Consider the following 16,597-nt stretch of genomic DNA (forward strand, 5'->3'; position numbering starts at 1 on the left):
AGGGGAAGGCCCCTTTTTTCCTCTATTACAATTCTGCGATTTGATTGAGGTTGACTTCTGCCACAGTGTCATTTCCAAACATGGTGATGATCATTTTCACCTTGTTGTTATCGATTTCTGTGATCTTACCAGTGTAGTCTGCAAAGGCCCCATCGATAATGCGTACAGTATCTCCAACCTTCACATCAATGTTGAAATCTTGAACTGTTTGTCCCATCGAAATCAAGATGTTGCGGATTTCATCTTCCAAAAGTGGAGTTGGTTTTGAACGGTTCCCGTGAGATCCCACAAATCCAGTAACGTTTGGTGTATTCCGAACGACAAACCAAGCTTCATCGGTCATGACCATTTCTACCAAGACATAACCAGGGAAGCGATTTTCTTCGATTTCTTTTGTCTTCCCGTTCTTCTCGATTTGCACAGTTTGAGTTGGGATTTCCACACGCAAGATGTTTTCCAACATGTTATATGTTTGTGCGCGTTGAAGAAGGTTTTCCTTCACTTTGTTTTCATATCCTGAGTAGGTCTGTAGGACAAACCAGCCTTTGTCAAAACTATCCATTTTTGTTTCCTTTCTTATCTACCAGAAGGGGATCGTTTCATCACGATACTAAAAAAAGCCTTCTGGCTCTTGTTTTCCTAGCTCCATTATAACATAAAACCGGAGAAAGCAAAGAAGTTTCTATCGTTTTTCTTCCTAAAGGCAAGAAAAAAAGCATCCACATGGGACGCAGATTTATTTCTTTTTTAGAACATATCGATCAGCTTCAAAATACCTTTAGCCACTACTTGGTCAAACAAATAAATCAAGACCACGAAGAAAGCTGTGTACTCAATCACAGAGATAAAGTTTTTCCATCTTTCTTTACGAGTAGGCCAAGTCGTGTTTTTCAGCAAGACAAAAATATCTTTAAAAAATTTCACAACAATCTCCTATCTGGTTTCTTTATGAATTGTATATTTGCTACAATGTTTACAAAACTTGTTAACTTCTAGACGTTTTGGTTTTGGCGTCGCACTCAACTTGATTGAGTAGTTGCGTGACCCACAAACCGTACACGCTAGACTTGCTTTTTTTAATGCCATAACGCCTCCATTCACACCATTATAGCAAGTTTTCCACTTTTTGACAAGTTCTTCTGCTCTCTGGGAGCGCATTTTGTTTGGCTTTTCTCCACGATTTGGTACAATATAGAGGATAAAGGAGAAATTATGAAAAGCGATCATCTGAAAGAAAGTAAAAATATTGAAGACCGTCGCGGACAAAGCGGCGGAAGCTACTCATCAGGCCGGTCTGGTGGGAATTTAGGGGGTGGTCTTTTACAGATCCTCCTCTCGCCTGGAAGCTTTAAGAGCAAACTCATCTTGATCCTGGTCCTCATCTTTTTGAGCGGGGGAGCTGGATTAAGCGGGCTCTTTGACCAAGGTCAAAGCACGCAGAACTATAACTCAGGACAAGTCACGCGCCAAAGCAATACCCAGGTAAGTGACGGAGATAGCAAATTCGTCAGTCAAGTCCTTGGAACTACTGAGGATTTCTGGGGGCAAACCTTCCAAAATGAAGGCCGAACCTATCACAAGCCAACCTTGGTTTTCTATACGGGTCAAACTCGAACTGGCTGTGGCGTAGGCCAAGCATCTGCCGGCCCTTTCTATTGTCCGACAGACCAAAAAATCTATTTAGACATCAGCTTCTACAAAGAGTTGACCACCAAATACAAGGCTAGCGGAGATTTTGCCATGGCTTATGTCATCGCTCACGAAGTCGGCCACCATATCCAAAACGAATTGGGGACTCTTCAGAGTTACCAAAAAGCCATCCGAGGGAAAAGCGAGACAGAAAAAAATGCCCTCAATGTCCGTTTGGAACTTCAAGCTGACTACTATGCGGGTATGTGGGCTCGCTACATTGAAGAGCAAGGCCTCATGGAGACGGGAGATATCGAAGAAGCGCTCAATGCTGCCCATGCCGTGGGAGATGATACCCTTCAAGAACAAGCCTATGGCTACTCCGTCCCTGATAGCTTCACCCACGGGACTTCTGAACAACGCATGCGCTGGTTCAAACGTGGTTACCAATACGGTGACTTTGAACACGGAGATACCTTCAGCGTCTCCGACGAAGACTTGTAATGAAACTAAAAACAAAAGCCTTTCAGATCATCATCTGAAGGCTTTTTTAGCATCCTATCTACAGTGATCTAAGCTTTATAATGGCTGGAGGTATTCAATAAATATGTTTTCTTTTTTATGGAGTTGTTCAACTCTATCTTGAAACTTTCCACCGTGAGAAAAGTGCTTGAAACATTACGTTTCAAGCACTCGGAATTATTGAGACCTTAGGCTCAATAATTAGTCATGGAACTTCTTCGAAGTTCGCTGACGTCCGTACTCACCTAAGGAAAGTTTCTAAGAAGACTGTGAATGGAAAGAACCTTACCATCTTTTAAGCATCTATTTTTAGAATCCAAACCAACCTTTGAAAGTATCCCAGGCATTTTGTGCTTTTCCAGGAATATCTGCTTCATCGATGGCTTTCTTGGCATCGTCTACGATACCTGCAGCGCGTTCTTTGACTGTATCAAAGAAGCCCTTGTCCTCTTCTGGAGTCTCTGTTTCTGTTTCTTGACCGACAGGGGCAATGCCATTTTCCTGGTAAGAATTTTCCTCATTATCAAAGCCAGTTCCTTCTGTATAAGGCAGGACGCTATTGGCTACATTTCGGAAGATCACTGAGGCTGTCTCTGCACTAGTCCCTGTCAAATAGTGGGTTTCATCCGTCTTAGGGAAACCTAGCCACTGACTAATGACCACATCTGGCGTGTAGCCGATGACCCACTGGTCTCCGGAAAGATCGGGGTTGAAGTCCGTTTCAGTCGTTCCTGTTTTACCAGCCATGGTATAACCATACGGTGCTGCGTTGACACCCGTTCCGTTGGTAAAGGTTCCCAACATCATATTGGTCATCTTCTTATTGGCTGAGCTGCTGAGCACTCGTTTCGATTTCTGGCTGTGACTTTTCACCACCTGACCACTAGCATTTTCAATCTTCGTAATAAGATGGGCATCGTTCATCACTCCATCGTTGGCAAAGGTTCCATAGGCCTGAGCCATTTGAAGAGGGTTGGTCGTCACACCAGATCCGAGGGCAACTCCGAGAGATCTGTCCACCTTGTCCATATTGAGACCAAATTTTGTCCCGTAATCAAAGACAGTATTGAGCCCCAACTCATTGGCTGTCGCTACAGCTGGCAGGTTGAGAGATTCTGCCAAGGCTTGGTACATAGGTACGGTCGGGCTACCTTGAATGCCGCCGTAGTTATCGACTGTATAACTGCCGTAGACCTTAGTCGTATTGTCCAATTCTTTGTTGGTCGACCAGCCGTTAGCAACAGCTGGACTATACACGACGAGAGGTTTAATGGTAGAACCAGGACTTCTCGCAGATTGAGTCGCATAGTTGTAACTTCTGAAGCCAACATCTTGGTCACTAGCCACGCGTCCAACGATCGCCCGCACTCCTCCGGTCTTAGGATCCAGGGCTACACTACCAGATTCTGCCCGCGTGCCATCTTCGGCAACTGGGAAGAGATCTACATTGTCGTAGATGACCTGCATGCTGGCTTGGTAATTCTGGTCCATCTCTGTGTAGATCCGGTAACCATTCTTGATGATATCTTCTTCTGTTAGACCATATTCGTTGACAGCCTCATTGATAACCGCATCAAAATAGGACGGGTAGCGATAATCTTCTGACTTGCCTTCATAGGCATCAATCAGTTGGCCATGAATGTCGACTGCGGCGGATTGATCTGCTGTGGCTTGATCGATATAACCAGCTGCGACCATATTTTGTAGGACCGTATTACGACGATTGGTCGCATTCTCGACAGAATAAAGTGGATTATAAATTTCTGGCCCCTTGAGCATACCGGCAAGGACAGCTGACTGATCCAAAGTCAACTCACTAGCGGATACACCGAAATACTTCTTAGAAGCATCTTCAATCCCCCAAACCCCATTCCCAAAATAGGCATTATTGAGGTACATGGTCAGGATTTCTTTCTTACTATATTTTTTGTTAATCTCGAGGGCTAGGAAGAACTCCTTGGCCTTCCGTTCAACCGTCTGATCCTGAGAAAGATAGGCATTTTTGGCCAACTGTTGGGTAATCGTCGATCCCCCACCAGAGCGACCGGCAGTCAAAATTGCCAGGAAGAAACGACCGTAGTTAATCCCACTATTTTTGTAGAAACTCCGGTCTTCCGTCGCAACAACTGCATTTTGCAAGTTTTCACTAATGGCATCTAACTCAACGTAGGTCCCTTTTTGCCCCGTTAGGCTACCGGCTTGGTTCCCATCTTTATCATAGATGATCGTAGTCGCCTTGAGGGCATTTTGCAGATCTGCTACATTGGTTGTCTTGGCTATGTAAAAAAGATAACCTCCGACGACGAGACTAAAGGTCAGGCCAATCAGTAAGAAGATCTTGGTCAAGTGATACTTGCGCCAAAAGCGTCTGATCGGATGTTGGGAGTGAGATTTTCTCCGTGACTTGTCCAAGCGGCTATAGGTTGGAGCTTGCTCCTCCCCGTCTGTTGATAACTCAACCTCTTCCGCAATTTTCGTTGGTTTTTTTTCTCTTTGGAAATGACGAATCATTCCCTCCATTAATTCTTTTAATTTGTTCATAGTCCCTATTTTATCACCTTCCTAACGTCTAGACAAGAAAGACCTTCGCAAGAAAGGATGCTTTTAGCTTTCTTTAAGGTTGCCATCTAGTCCACACTAGAGCGGGTTTCAGCGTCTTGTTCCTCCCTCCCTCTTCCTCCTTCTCGCCTTTTCTTTCCTCTTGCTTTCTGATACAATAACACTATGCATTATACTATAACAATACCAAGCGCCTTGCCCGCTATGACGGTCAAAGAGGCCCTTGAAGATTATTTTCTCATCCCACGAAAGATTCGCCACTTTTTGCGAACCAAAAAACATGTTCAAGTCAATGGGGAGAGCGTCCACTGGCAATCCATGCTTGAGGCTGGAGACCAACTAACCCTCACCTTTGATCCGGAAGATTATGAAGAAAAGGAGATCCTAGCAGGGGATGCTAGCCTGGTCCAAGCCCTCTATGAAGATGAGCATCTCATCATCGTAAACAAACCCGAAGGCATGAAAACGCACGCCAATCAACCAGATGAAATCGCCCTCCTCAATCACGTCTCCACTTATGTCGGGAAGACCTGTTATGTAGTCCATCGCTTAGATAAGGAAACCAGTGGGGCTCTTGTCTTTGCCAAGAATCCCTTTGTTTTACCCGTCCTGAATCGGCTGTTAGAAGACAAGAAAATCCAACGAGACTATTGGGCCTTAATCCTAGGCAGCTTACCAAAAAAGCAACTGGTTTATAAGGATAAATTGGGACGAGATCGCCACGATCGACGCAAACGCATTGTTGATCCTCGAAAGGGCCTCTATGCGGAAACCCATGTGACCAGCTTAAAGACTTTCAAACGCACCAGCTTGGTCAACTGCCAGCTCCAGACAGGTCGCACCCACCAGATCCGTGTCCACCTCTCTCACCATGGCCATCCAATCGTGGGAGATCCTCTCTATAATCCCGAAAGAGCTCCTCGACTCATGCTCCATGCCCATCGCTTGCGCCTCACCCATCCCTTTACCTTAGAAAAAATTCAAGTCGAAGCCTTCTCACCAAGTTTTGAAAAAGGATTAAAAGAGCAGACATCTCCATAGAGCCAAATTCCTGATGTTTCTAATCTAGTGGACTAGAAGAAGCTTTCCGTTTGAAGATAAAGTCATTTTTGAAAATTTCCTAAATGACTAAAAATAAAAGTCATTTTTGAAAATCATCTAGCTGTTTTATGTAAAAAGTAAGATTGTCTACATCTAAAAGAGGCTGGGACAAAAGTCCTAGCCTCTCAATTGTCTTTGGATTATCGATCAAGACGCAGTGGTTGAGTGGGCTCTACTGCGCTGATTTCATCAGCTTTTACAACCCTACTCAACTGTGCGGAGGTGGAACGACGAAATCGAATTCTAACGAATTACCGATTTCTGTCCCACTCTCTTTTCTGTTATTTCTACATAGATCCTAGTCCGTCGTTTCTTCACTTGTGACAGGGCTGGCTTCTGTTTTTTCTGACTCTGGAGATGGAGTCTGAGCAGGATCTGAAGCTTCTTCCTTATTTAGGTTAGGATCGCTTGTAGCAGGACTTTGAGGGGCTGGGGTTGCTTTGTCTGCTTCCACTGTCACTGCTGTCGATGGCGCCACTAGCAAATCATCTCGAAGGGCTTGGATCGCCTGTAACAAGGCTTTCTTGTCGCTCTTTGGATCAGCTAGTTGATCAAAGAGAGCTTCTAAGCGTTCAAACTGAGCATCACTGGCTCCTTTTTCAGCCAATTGTTGGTGGAGAGCGATCAACTGGTTATAAATCTCTTGATAGAGGGCTACGTCTCCAAGTTGAGGTTCTTCTGTTTTCTTTTGCTTTTGTTGTTCAATCGTTTCACCAACTTCACGCAAAAGAGTTTTCCCAGTTGTCAAAGCCGTGTCAGCATCTGGCTCTTGGCGCACCTGTTCCAAACGTTCTTCAAAGGCAGGACGTTTGCTTTCTTCTACTTGTGGCAAAAGAGAGGTGATTTGTTCTACAAGTGCTGTCAAGAGACTGGAGCGTTGACGAGACTCTGTCTTTTCATCCAGGCCACCATAGACCCCCTTGAGGAAGTCGTAAACAGCTAGGTTATAGGACGGCGCATCTGCTCCCTTTTGATCCAGAACTGTTTTTTCAATTGGATAGGTTGGAGCATTTTCCTGAGACACTAGTTGGTCAATGGCTTGCTTGGCTTGGTAGAGTTCCATGAAATGGGCTTTTGAGTCCCAGGCTTCTTCAAAGGCCTGAGCCCGGTAGAGTTTCAAAGCAAGGTCTGCTGCTGTCGCCCGCAATTCCGGTGTCAAGCGCGCATCACTTAAACTTTGGTAGAAATACTTGAGGTAGTCCACTGAAGTCACACCGGTCCGATCTTGCATCTCCTGAATGGCCTGCAACAATTTTCCTTCTTTCTCCAATCGTTGGCTATCCTTGGCCGTATAGGCTTCCTGCAACTGAGAAACGAGGCTTTCTTTCTTGAGTTGGAAAGCTTCGGTATCTAGCAAGCGAACCTGCTCCAACAATTCCTGGTAGCGACGGTCCAAGGCCGTTTCTTCTTTCGGTTTGACTTCCTGGGTCGCGTGGATATATTCCTTGTCAACTTGGTCAAGACTAGCCAAGTAGCCTGCTGTCGAATTGCTTGGGAAGTTTTTAACAGTTTCTAAAAATTGACCCAAGTTCAACTCAATCCGTCTTTGTTGCAGAGGATCGGATGCGTACAAAGTCCGACTTTCTGCCAGGAGTTGGTTGACCTTGTCCTCTACAGCTTTCTGGTCCAAGTCACCTTTCTGGTAAGCTGCTTGGATGGTCGGCAGACGGTGAGCCAGGTAGTCCGCCAAGCCTGCTGAGCGCACCTTGATATAGTGGTTATGGTCTCCATGCGGAATGACAAATTGACCATTCTCGATTTGCATCGTATATGGTGAAATACCAGAGCGAAGTGCTGTTGCATAAAGCTCGTTGATAAAGTCTAGCTCAGGATTTCCTGTTTCAAGTGGAATCCGGACATGTTCCTTCCGAACTGCATAAGGGTGGATATGGGTTGGATCGTATTCTTGGTCTGGATTGTTAAAGACAAAGAAACCATTGGAAATCTTGATAGCTTCCCGAGGAACGCCGTAGGTCTGGCTAATGTACTGGATTTTTTCTTCATCCGAAGCATCGCGCGAATAGGTCGCCACATCATCTGTCAGTGGCTGCCCCTTGTCCTCTTCCTTTTTACCAGCTAACACTGCCTCTGCAGCAGCGATTTCTTGAGGTGAGAGATCCTTCTTGTAGAAGTAATGGGCATGGTCTCCGTGAGCGACCATATAACCCTCGTCATCCTTGCTGATGACATGGTCTGCATGGAATCCATGATCGTGCTCATGGGCCTGTTCACCTTCATGATGATGGTCGTGATCGGCTTCATGCTCCTCATGGTCATGCTTGTGATGAGGATCCTCCTTCTCATGGTCGTGGTCCTGATTGACTGGTTTTGTGTCTGGGCTTGAAGGTTGAGTTGGACTCTCTTCTTTTGCGATACTTCCACCTTGTGTACGGGATAGTTGGAACTGTCGTGCCAACTCCCGCTCTAAAGGCGAAAGGAGACTATAAGGGATGAAATGGAAATGATCCCCATGAGGATAAACTACCCCTTGATCTGTCCATTTGGTAATCTTACTTGGATCAAAAACAGAACCATCCGACTCAACATGGCGCTCTGAAAGCGGAGTTTTTTGCAACTCTTTCAAAAGGCTCGGCAAGGTCCCCCCCTTATTAGTTGCTGTTGGATGAGGCACAGAAGCTGTAATCGTTGGAGTGACCGGGTCTGAGATTGGCTGATTCGGATTACCCGATGAAGCTAGCTGGCTAGAAGGTGGAGCAATAGGATTTACTTCATTTTTTCCTCCTCCATTTAAAACCGCTAAGGCAGCATATAATTCTCCAGCTGATAAGGCACTCTTCGGAATATAGTGGTAGTGTCCCCCATGAGGCACGATAAAGCCATCTCCTGTATCAGAAATCACATCCCCAGGATGGAAGACATAGCCGTCATCTGTCCGGTAGCCACCCTGGCTAGGCTTGACTCCTGCTGTTAGACTAGCGACTGTTTTCCCTTCTCGTAAAGCCTGACTTGGCTGACTAAAATCACGAGTTTGCCCAGCTTTTTGGACACTCTCTTTCGAATCTGAAACCAGCTCTCCTTTTTTCTGTTGGGCAATTTCCTCCACCGAACGAACATTCAGTGTATGTTGCGGATCGGTTAGATAAAGGTAGTAGGTTCCATCCTTCTTGATAATATAGCCATCTCGCACCTGTGTGACTATGTCTGATTGCTGTAGTTGGTAAGAAGGGTCCCGTAAAATCAACTCCTCACTAAAAATCGCATCATAAGGGACCTTGCCATTGTAGTAATGGAAATGATCTCCATGGGAAGTCACAAAGCCCTCGTCAGTAATCTTAACCACAATCTGCTCTGCCTTAGTCTTTTCCTTCGAGTTGACGGATTCAATGCTTTCTTCCTGCTTGTTTGAGCTACTAGCTGACTTTTTCTTGTCTCCTTGTAAATACTGCACCTGATTCTGACTCTTTTTGTCTTCCTTGACCGGTGCTTGCTGACTTAAGGCGTAGGCACATAAACCCAGACCTAAGGTCGCTACTAATCCAATTGTTCCTTTTTTCTTCATTCTTTCTACTTACTCCTGTAATTCTTTCGCTAGACTAGCCATATTTTCTTCTAGGTTCTCTAAGAAATCTTTGTTATTTTCCGGATCTGCTTCGAGAGGATCCAGGACCTTCACCTTTGCCCCTGTCGCCTTGGCAATGCTATCAGCCACCTTGGACGAGGTATGCTTCTCAACAAAGATAGTCTGAACTTGATAGTCCTTGACAAACTGCTGAATCTCAGCTAATTGACGGGCTGTTGGTTCCTGCTCAGGCGAGATCCCTGCAATTCCTAATTGTTTCAAACCAAAGCGCTTGGCTAAATAAGAAAAGGCTGTATGCTGAGTCACAAAGGTTTTTTGTGTCGCTTTTTCAAAGAGAGGTTGGTATTTGTCCACCAAAGCCTCACAGCGTTTTGCAAGCTTTTGGGCATTGGCCTCATAATAACTTCTATTTTCTGGATCGATGTCTCCCAACTCTTGGGCGATGATCTTCCCTTCTTCGGCGATTTTCAGTGGATCCATCCAGGTATGGGGGTCATACAAGTGTTTTGCATCCTTCCCTTCCGTATCCTCAATTTCTTCTAAGCCAGCGATCTTATCCAATTCCATTCCTTTGCTGGCTTCGATGACCCGCAGTTTCGAGTCTTGCAAGCTAGGGTCTAGACGTCCAGCCCAAGATTCGAGTGTTTGAGAATGGTAGACGAAGACATCCGCATCATAGATCTGGGCTGTCTCCTTGGCCGAAGGTTCGTAATCATGAATCCCAGCACCTGACTGAACCATCCAGACTTCGTTTCGATCACCTGAAATTTCCTTGACCAGGGAATAGACAGGATAAAAACTCGTCACAATTTTGAGCCCCTTTTTAGTAGAGCCAGCTCCCGAACTCCTCTGACTCCCACAAGCCACTAGCAACAAAAGGCAGATGAATCCTATTCCTAAGGCCCTTAGTTTCCTCCCAAACATGTATAAATCCTTTCTTTTTCTTAATCGGTTCATTAAACAGTTAATTAACTAGTTAATGATAACGTTAATTTTTTAGTTTGTCAAGAATTTTTTGTATTTTTTATCACACAGAAAAAAGAGGCCCTTAGGACCTCTCAGATTGAAAACAAAGCAATCTTAAAAACTTTCCTTAGGTGAGGGCGGACGTCAGCGAACTTCGAAGAAGTTCCATGACTTATTAAGATACAAAGGGCGTCTGCGGATAAAGTCAAAATAGGAAGTTTGACGCAGAATCTTTCGATTCTAGGAGAACTTATCTTTTTGACACAATCCGCAGCCCGTGTTCAATTAGTTTTGGAACTAAGGTTCCAAAACTCCCGAGTGCTAGAAACACTATTGTTTCTAGCACTTTTCTCACAGCGGAAAGTTTTAGAGTTGCTTATATGACTCAAATAAAAACTCATTGTTTTGAAGAATCATCTAGCTAGTTAATGTAAAAACAGTTTATCTCTATTCTAAAGAGGCCCCTAAGGGCCTCTTTAATACTCTCGATTAGTTAGATCAAGCCTTGCGCTTATTTTTTCTTCTTTTTAAGGAGATAAGCTGCACTGCTTGCTACTACAAAGGCTAATACCAAGCTAATCAAGGAGATGGTGGTACCAGTGCTTGGCAAGATACCAACCTTCTTACCTGGTTTTTTAGGTTCTGGTGTCACTGGCTCTGTTGGTTCATGTTTATTGGTCAGAACAACATTACCTTGACCATCATCGGTTTTCGTCACTTGGTAACCTGTTGGAACATCGACTTCTTCCACCGTGTAGGTGATAGCTTTGCCCTTGACATTTTTGTCCAAATCCGCAAAGGTATGAGTCCACTTGTTCTCAGCTGACAACTCAATGACTTCACCAGATTTCTTACCATCCGCATAGAGTTGCACTCTCACACTCTTTGGACGAAGACCATCTTTGTCCTCTTGGTCATCCCACTGTTTGGTTACAGAGAGGGTGGTCTTACCTGGAGTGTGCGTATTGGTAATAGTATAGCTTTCTTGGTCAATGCTTGGTGAATAATTTTCAACCTTTTCTTCTTGAAGGGTGTAGACGATTTCCTTGCCATCCTTAAACTTAGGAAGGCCAGTAAAGGTTTCTTTCCAATCGGTCTCGCTTGTAATATCTTTGCGAGCCACTTCTCCACCATTGGCCAGAAGCTTCACAGTGATTTTAGCCGGACGAAGACCATCTTGGTTGTCATTGTCTACCCAGATCTTAGTGACTGGAATATCCACCGTACTTGGAGTGTGCGTGTTGGTCAAGACGACATCGCCCTTCTCCTTGCTCTCTTTTGTTACGGTGTAACCTTCAGGAACGTCCACTTCTTTCACAGAATAGTGAATCTCTTGTCCGTTTGCTTTTTCAGCAAGTTTCTCAAAGGTATGAGTCCATTTATTGTCTGCAGATAAGACAACTTCCTTGCCTAGCTTTTCATCACCCGCATACAATTGGACGCGAATTTCTTTTGGACGTAGGCCATCTTGGTTATTAGCGTCATCCCATTTCTTGGTGACCTTGACCTGAGTGACAGTTGGCTCATGCTTATTGGTCAAGACAGGATGAGCTGGATCCTTGTCATCAATCGAAAGGGTGTAGCCTGCTGGGACATTCTCTTCTTTCACAGTGTAGTGAATAGCCTTGCCGGCTGCTTTCTCATCAAGGTTTTCAAACGTTCCTTGCCATTGATTCGCTTCTGACAATTCAAGGGTCTGATCTGTAGCGACTCCATCTTTATAAAGTTTGACCGTAATCGTCACTGGGCGAAGACCATCTTGGTTATTAGCATCTTCCCATTTCTTGGTTACTTGAACTTTCGTCTTAGAAGGAGTGTGCGTATTGCTAATCACTACTTGACCCGGGTTCGTAGCTTCTACAGTTTGAGTATAGCCTTCTGGCACCTCTGTTTCTTTCACGGTATACTGAACCGTTTGACCAGCTTTTTTCTCATCCAAGTCAGAGAAGGTGTAAGTCCAGTCGTTGTCTGCAGAAAGTTCTACTTCTTTACCTGATTTTTGGTCATTAGCATAGAGCTGAACCTTGATGCTCTTCGGACGAAGGCCATCTTGGTTTTCTGCATCTGTCCATTTCTTGGTCACTGTTACACTTGTCTTACCTGGTTTGTAGGTGTTGGTAATGGTTGATCCTTCGATAGCTGTCGAGTAGTTGGCAACTGTATCTTCCGTTACCGTATAGACTAGTTTTTGACCATTCTTATAGACTGGCAAGTCAGTGAAGCTGTGGCTCCATGTATCTCCCTCACCAGACAGAGTAGCCGTCTGTACTTCCTCTCCGTTGGCTAGGAGATGGACCGTGATGGTTGATGGACGAAGTCCGTCTTGGTTCTGAGCATCATCCCAAACTTTTTTCACGCTGACTTCTGTAGTTTCAGGAGTACGCTTGTTGGTAATGGTCGCTTTTCCATCGACGAACTGAGCTTCTTGACTTTCAGCTGTATAATGAGTCGGTACCTTGACTTCTTTTACAGTATAGGTAATCACATTACCATCATTGTCTTTGTCTGGAAGAGCGCTGAAGGTTACTTTCCAGTCATTTCCTGCTGAAAGGGCTACTGGTTTGCCTTCTGCTGTTCCATTCTTGTACAATTGGAATTCAATCTTTTCTGGACGAAGACCTTCGACGTTGTCTTGGTCATCCCAGACTTTTGAAGCTTCCAGATCGATATAATGGATATCTTTCTCATTGGCGATGACTTTTGGTGAAGCTTTTGAACCAGTCGCTTCGCCATCAATCGTGACATGGTAAAGCTGTTGATCTGCATCGTAGGTCACAACGACTGCATGCTCTGTCTCATCCAACTTGTAGTTGTTTGGAGCTTTCGTCTCTTTAAGAGTGTAAGTTCCTTCTGTTAGGGTGGTGAAAGCAAGGTCTCCATCCTTATCAGAAACTTGAGTCGCAAGGACAGTACCAGTCGCATCTGACAAGGTGAACTCCGCACCAGCTAAGCCTTTGCTAGTATCATCCTTGTCTACTTTCTTCACATGGAAGCTCGCCGCAAAGATTTGAGACGTTACGGTGTTGGATTCGCGGTTTCCTTCATGTCCTTTAGCTCTGTATCCGAATTGGTTATGGGCTTGGACGACACCTGAACGACCGCCATTGTCCTTGTTATCTTCTGTCCGTTCTAGCATCAACTGCTTGACTTGGTCTGTCAATTCGCTTGGGTTGACCACTGGCACCGCAACATCTACTTGGCTACGTGCACCGATAGTGGTTCCCTCATTGGCTACGACCTTAATTCCTGTTATTTTACTATAGTCTGTGACATCTGCTGACCAAATATCTTTATCTGCAGCTTGTGCCATGGTGCTAGCTGTAACTGTGGTATCTGTTGTGTAGTATACTGTCCATCCTTCCGGAGCAGTGACTGGTCCGCGAAGACTAACGGTGTATTCTGTCTTACGGGCTGAAGCATCCAGTGTATTGACATCTCCAACTTTAGGGAGAACGTCATAGATAACCGTGTTTTCAACTGGACTATCTGTGTTGTTTTTAATCGTTAACTTGTAATTAAAGGTTTCCCCTGGTTTAAAGGTACGAGTTACTGTTGATGCATCAGATAAGTCGTCATTCTTAGCAATGAACTTACGAGAATAAACACCTTCAGCTGCAACAATGGTATAGTTGGATTCCGCATGAGGGATTTTATCCGTTGTAGAACCATTGTTATTTAAATCATAGCTATCTACTGCAACTTTATTCGGGTTAGCAGTTTCTAGATCCCAGAGACCCTCTCCTGCCATATAGATATGGTTGGTAAAGGTTCCGCCATCTGCCTTCCCTTTTAGTTTGGTATAGATAAATGGCAAACGAACTTGACCACCAGTCTCTAGAGAGCGTTTGATAAATTCCTTCTGATCCAAGTGGAAAATCAAGGCAGAACGTCCAGAGTTGTGGTAGTTTTCGATGACCTCATAGGATTTATACCAAGGGCTATAATAGCGACCGTTCTTATCAAAATATTGATCTAAGTTATTGAAGTCGATATCCAGCGTATTTGGATCAAAGAGATCGATGACACGTAAGTCTTTGTAGTCCTTACCTGGATCCAAGCGAACATTATCAGCAGATAAGGCAAAACGAATGGTTCTTCCATCTGTGAATTGGACATTGTTGTAATCTGTATTCTTGGTCAGATTAACATTTTCTGTCAATGGAAGAAGTTTGAACTGCCATTTAGCAGATTGATCTCTGTCTGCTCCTGACTGGGTTTTGTAAGTAATCCGTCCAGTATTTTCATAGGCATTCTTGGCATCATCATTCTGATCAATATGAGTCTTTTCTGGCTCTTTGAAGGATGTATAGGCAGAAATATAAATCCCTTGACCAGATGGAAGTTCAAAGTCGTCCTTCATCTCCAGTCTCCAGCCGACAACAGTACCATATTTGGTCAAATCAGTGCTTCCAAATCCATCCTTGTCTGCCTCTGGTTGGATTTCTTTAGTCGAGCCATCTTCCATTGTAAGAATGATGCGTTTTACATATTGATTGATTAGAGGCCCGTTTCCATATATCCCAATCAACATGCGAGCATATTCAATCTTCGTAAACTTCAAGCGAGAGTCCACTTGCTCATCATAAAAGACAAGATTCTTTTGAGCAAATGGTGTAATGTTATTGTATTTCAAGAGCCATTTGTAGTTGGCTGCCTTGTAGTCGGTCGAGTCGTAGACATTTCCTTCTGCTTGCTTAGCAAAGGCTCCTTTACCTTCCAAGTCACGTGAAGTGAGTCGGAAGATGAGAGAATCTTCAGCCGTTACATCCGGCTCTCCATCACCACGTTCCGCAGGAATCCCCACGACAGACGCCGTATTGGTCAAATCTTTCACTAAGACATCTTCTAAGGTTTGGTCTTTTTCCATGACCAAATCAGGGAATTTCAAGTACAAGAAACTCTTGTCTTGAATTTTTTGCATCAAATCTGAATGATAGTTTTGAGGATTGGCATTGGCATCGGCAACAAAAGTTTTTGAAACCGTACCATCTCCATTATCGACCCAACCTTCTGATTTTTCTGTATCTAGAACCGCTGTACGAGTTTTTCCATCTTTGTCCGTATAGGTTGGCAGCTTATCTGTGATTGTTGCAGATTCCAACTGACGATAGCTACCATTGTACTGTCCACGCATCCCATCTAACAAGAAGGCAAACGGAACGGAAGTAGCTTTTTCGATGTACTTTTTGCCATCTGCTCCAGTTACAATCCCTGGAGAGGCTTCCGCATAGTCTCTGGACATGGTCGCATCATAGTTCTGATTGACAAACTTGGTCAAGGTATAATCCTTGTATTGAGGTTTCCAAGTGATACTATTTAAAGCAGTCTCAGCACCGTTAATATTGAGCGTCCCTGTAATATCCATCGAGTAGTTAGTAGGAGGGAATCCCAACTTAAACTTGGCGATGAATGGTAGGGTCAAGACTTCAGATTTTTGGTAGTTCGTAAAATGTAAGCTGACATGGTAGTCATCTCCCACCTTTGTCACTGTTGGTGCATCATGTTGTGAGCTACTATTAAACTCAGGAACATTGACCTCATCCAAGTACTTCCCTGGAAGCACTAGATTGACAACCACGTCATCGAGATCTGTTGTCAGATTCTTAGGGGTAATCTGAATGTAGCCAGACATGGTATCAGATGTGTTATAGGCCATACCACCAGGATGTTCTTGCTTATCTCCATACAAGAGGGTAACATCTAAGGCACCATTATCTCCGACTGCTAGCTCTTGCGCCAAGGCTGTTACAGCACCTTGCCCCAATTGACCCAGCATCATCAAAATGGTGAAGAGAGCAAACCCTTTTTTTAAAAAGCTTTTCCATAAGGATGATCTCCTGTTCATTCTTTCATCTCCTTTTTATCATTTTGAACCGCAAAAGTTCCTCACTCCATTTTTATCATATATGAGCCAATTTAGCCAACGATTATATAAAAAATGTCGCTAAATGAACAAATGAACCGTCTAATGTTTTTGTTTTTTTAAGTTTTCTTGATTTCTGCATCAACTAGCCAATTTAGGTTAAGTCCTCCCAAGATATGATTGCAAAGATCTATTATATGGCTCCAGCCCTTGTTTTCATAGCTTTTTTATACCCTTCTCAGTTACCTTTAAATAGTTGCATAGATATCTCTAGGGTGTTTTTAAGTTTTTTTGGACAAAAACTCCTTGCCTAACGACTACTCCTCCTATCATCAAAGGGATGCAAAAAACCAGCCCTCTTGCAGAGCTGGTTGTCTTTCTATTCTAGAAATGTCATTAGGCAATGATGCTGAAAA

At 44.1% G+C, this 16,597-nt stretch carries 8 protein-coding genes and 1 pseudogene; 2 read left to right on the forward strand and 7 right to left on the reverse strand.

The features are described 5' to 3' along the window. Nucleotides 1–25 precede the first annotated feature (25 nt). The 3 genes from nusG to rpmG form a co-directional block, all read right to left on the reverse strand. Nucleotides 26–562, reverse strand: coding sequence for a transcription termination/antitermination protein NusG (gene nusG, locus I2C87_RS06075; protein ID WP_006595435.1), 537 nt, complete (start codon nt 560–562; stop codon nt 26–28). A gap of 185 nt (nt 563–747) precedes the next feature. Then, complete coding sequence (gene secE, locus I2C87_RS06080) at nt 748–924, reverse strand: preprotein translocase subunit SecE (RefSeq protein WP_048716699.1); 177 nt, start codon at nt 922–924, stop codon at nt 748–750. 9 nt (nt 925–933) lie between these two features. After that, complete coding sequence (gene rpmG / locus I2C87_RS06085; RefSeq protein ID WP_006595433.1) at nt 934–1,086, reverse strand: 50S ribosomal protein L33; 153 nt, start codon at nt 1,084–1,086, stop codon at nt 934–936. Nucleotides 1,087–1,212: 126 nt separating this feature from the next. On the opposite strand from rpmG, the gene I2C87_RS06090 reads away from it, so the two are divergent. Then, nucleotides 1,213–2,133, forward strand: coding sequence for a neutral zinc metallopeptidase (locus tag I2C87_RS06090; protein ID WP_048716701.1), 921 nt, complete (start codon nt 1,213–1,215; stop codon nt 2,131–2,133). 327 nt (nt 2,134–2,460) lie between these two features. Here I2C87_RS06090 and pbp2a read toward each other — a convergent pair whose 3' ends face one another. Continuing rightward, complete coding sequence (gene pbp2a, locus I2C87_RS06095; RefSeq protein WP_195324227.1) at nt 2,461–4,692, reverse strand: penicillin-binding protein PBP2A; 2,232 nt, start codon at nt 4,690–4,692, stop codon at nt 2,461–2,463. A gap of 183 nt (nt 4,693–4,875) precedes the next feature. Here pbp2a and I2C87_RS06100 point away from each other — a divergent pair, with 183 nt between their 5' ends. Beyond that, on the forward strand, nt 4,876–5,751 hold the full coding sequence (locus I2C87_RS06100) for an RluA family pseudouridine synthase (RefSeq protein ID WP_195324228.1): 876 nt from the start codon (nt 4,876–4,878) through the stop codon (nt 5,749–5,751). A gap of 1,561 nt (nt 5,752–7,312) precedes the next feature. Here the strand turns inward: I2C87_RS06100 and I2C87_RS10210 are convergent. The 3 genes and pseudogenes from I2C87_RS10210 to I2C87_RS06115 form a co-directional block, all read right to left on the reverse strand. Continuing rightward, a pseudogene (locus I2C87_RS10210) lies at nt 7,313–9,331 on the reverse strand (pneumococcal-type histidine triad protein); the annotation flags it as partial. A gap of 9 nt (nt 9,332–9,340) precedes the next feature. After that, nucleotides 9,341–10,276, reverse strand: coding sequence for a metal ABC transporter solute-binding protein, Zn/Mn family (locus I2C87_RS06110; protein WP_195324230.1), 936 nt, complete (start codon nt 10,274–10,276; stop codon nt 9,341–9,343). 553 nt (nt 10,277–10,829) lie between these two features. Continuing rightward, nucleotides 10,830–16,163 (reverse strand): Cna B-type domain-containing protein, encoded by a 5,334-nt coding sequence (locus I2C87_RS06115; RefSeq protein ID WP_195324231.1) that lies wholly within the window; start codon nt 16,161–16,163, stop codon nt 10,830–10,832. Between the last annotated feature and the right edge of the window lie 434 nt (nt 16,164–16,597).

Source organism: Streptococcus sp. 1001283B150225_161107_H12 (assembly GCF_015552665.1).
GTDB lineage: Bacteria > Bacillota > Bacilli > Lactobacillales > Streptococcaceae > Streptococcus.

Coding starts and splice junctions, on each gene's coding strand:
- I2C87_RS06115 (WP_195324231.1), bottom strand. CDS start 16,163: ATGAACAGGAGATCATCCTTATGGAAAAGCTTTTTAAAAAAAGGGTTT.
- I2C87_RS06110 (WP_195324230.1), bottom strand. CDS start 10,276: ATGTTTGGGAGGAAACTAAGGGCCTTAGGAATAGGATTCATCTGCCTT.
- nusG (WP_006595435.1), bottom strand. CDS start 562: ATGGATAGTTTTGACAAAGGCTGGTTTGTCCTACAGACCTACTCAGGA.
- pbp2a (WP_195324227.1), bottom strand. CDS start 4,692: ATGAACAAATTAAAAGAATTAATGGAGGGAATGATTCGTCATTTCCAA.
- I2C87_RS06090 (WP_048716701.1), top strand. CDS start 1,213: ATGAAAAGCGATCATCTGAAAGAAAGTAAAAATATTGAAGACCGTCGC.
- I2C87_RS06100 (WP_195324228.1), top strand. CDS start 4,876: ATGCATTATACTATAACAATACCAAGCGCCTTGCCCGCTATGACGGTC.
- rpmG (WP_006595433.1), bottom strand. CDS start 1,086: ATGGCATTAAAAAAAGCAAGTCTAGCGTGTACGGTTTGTGGGTCACGC.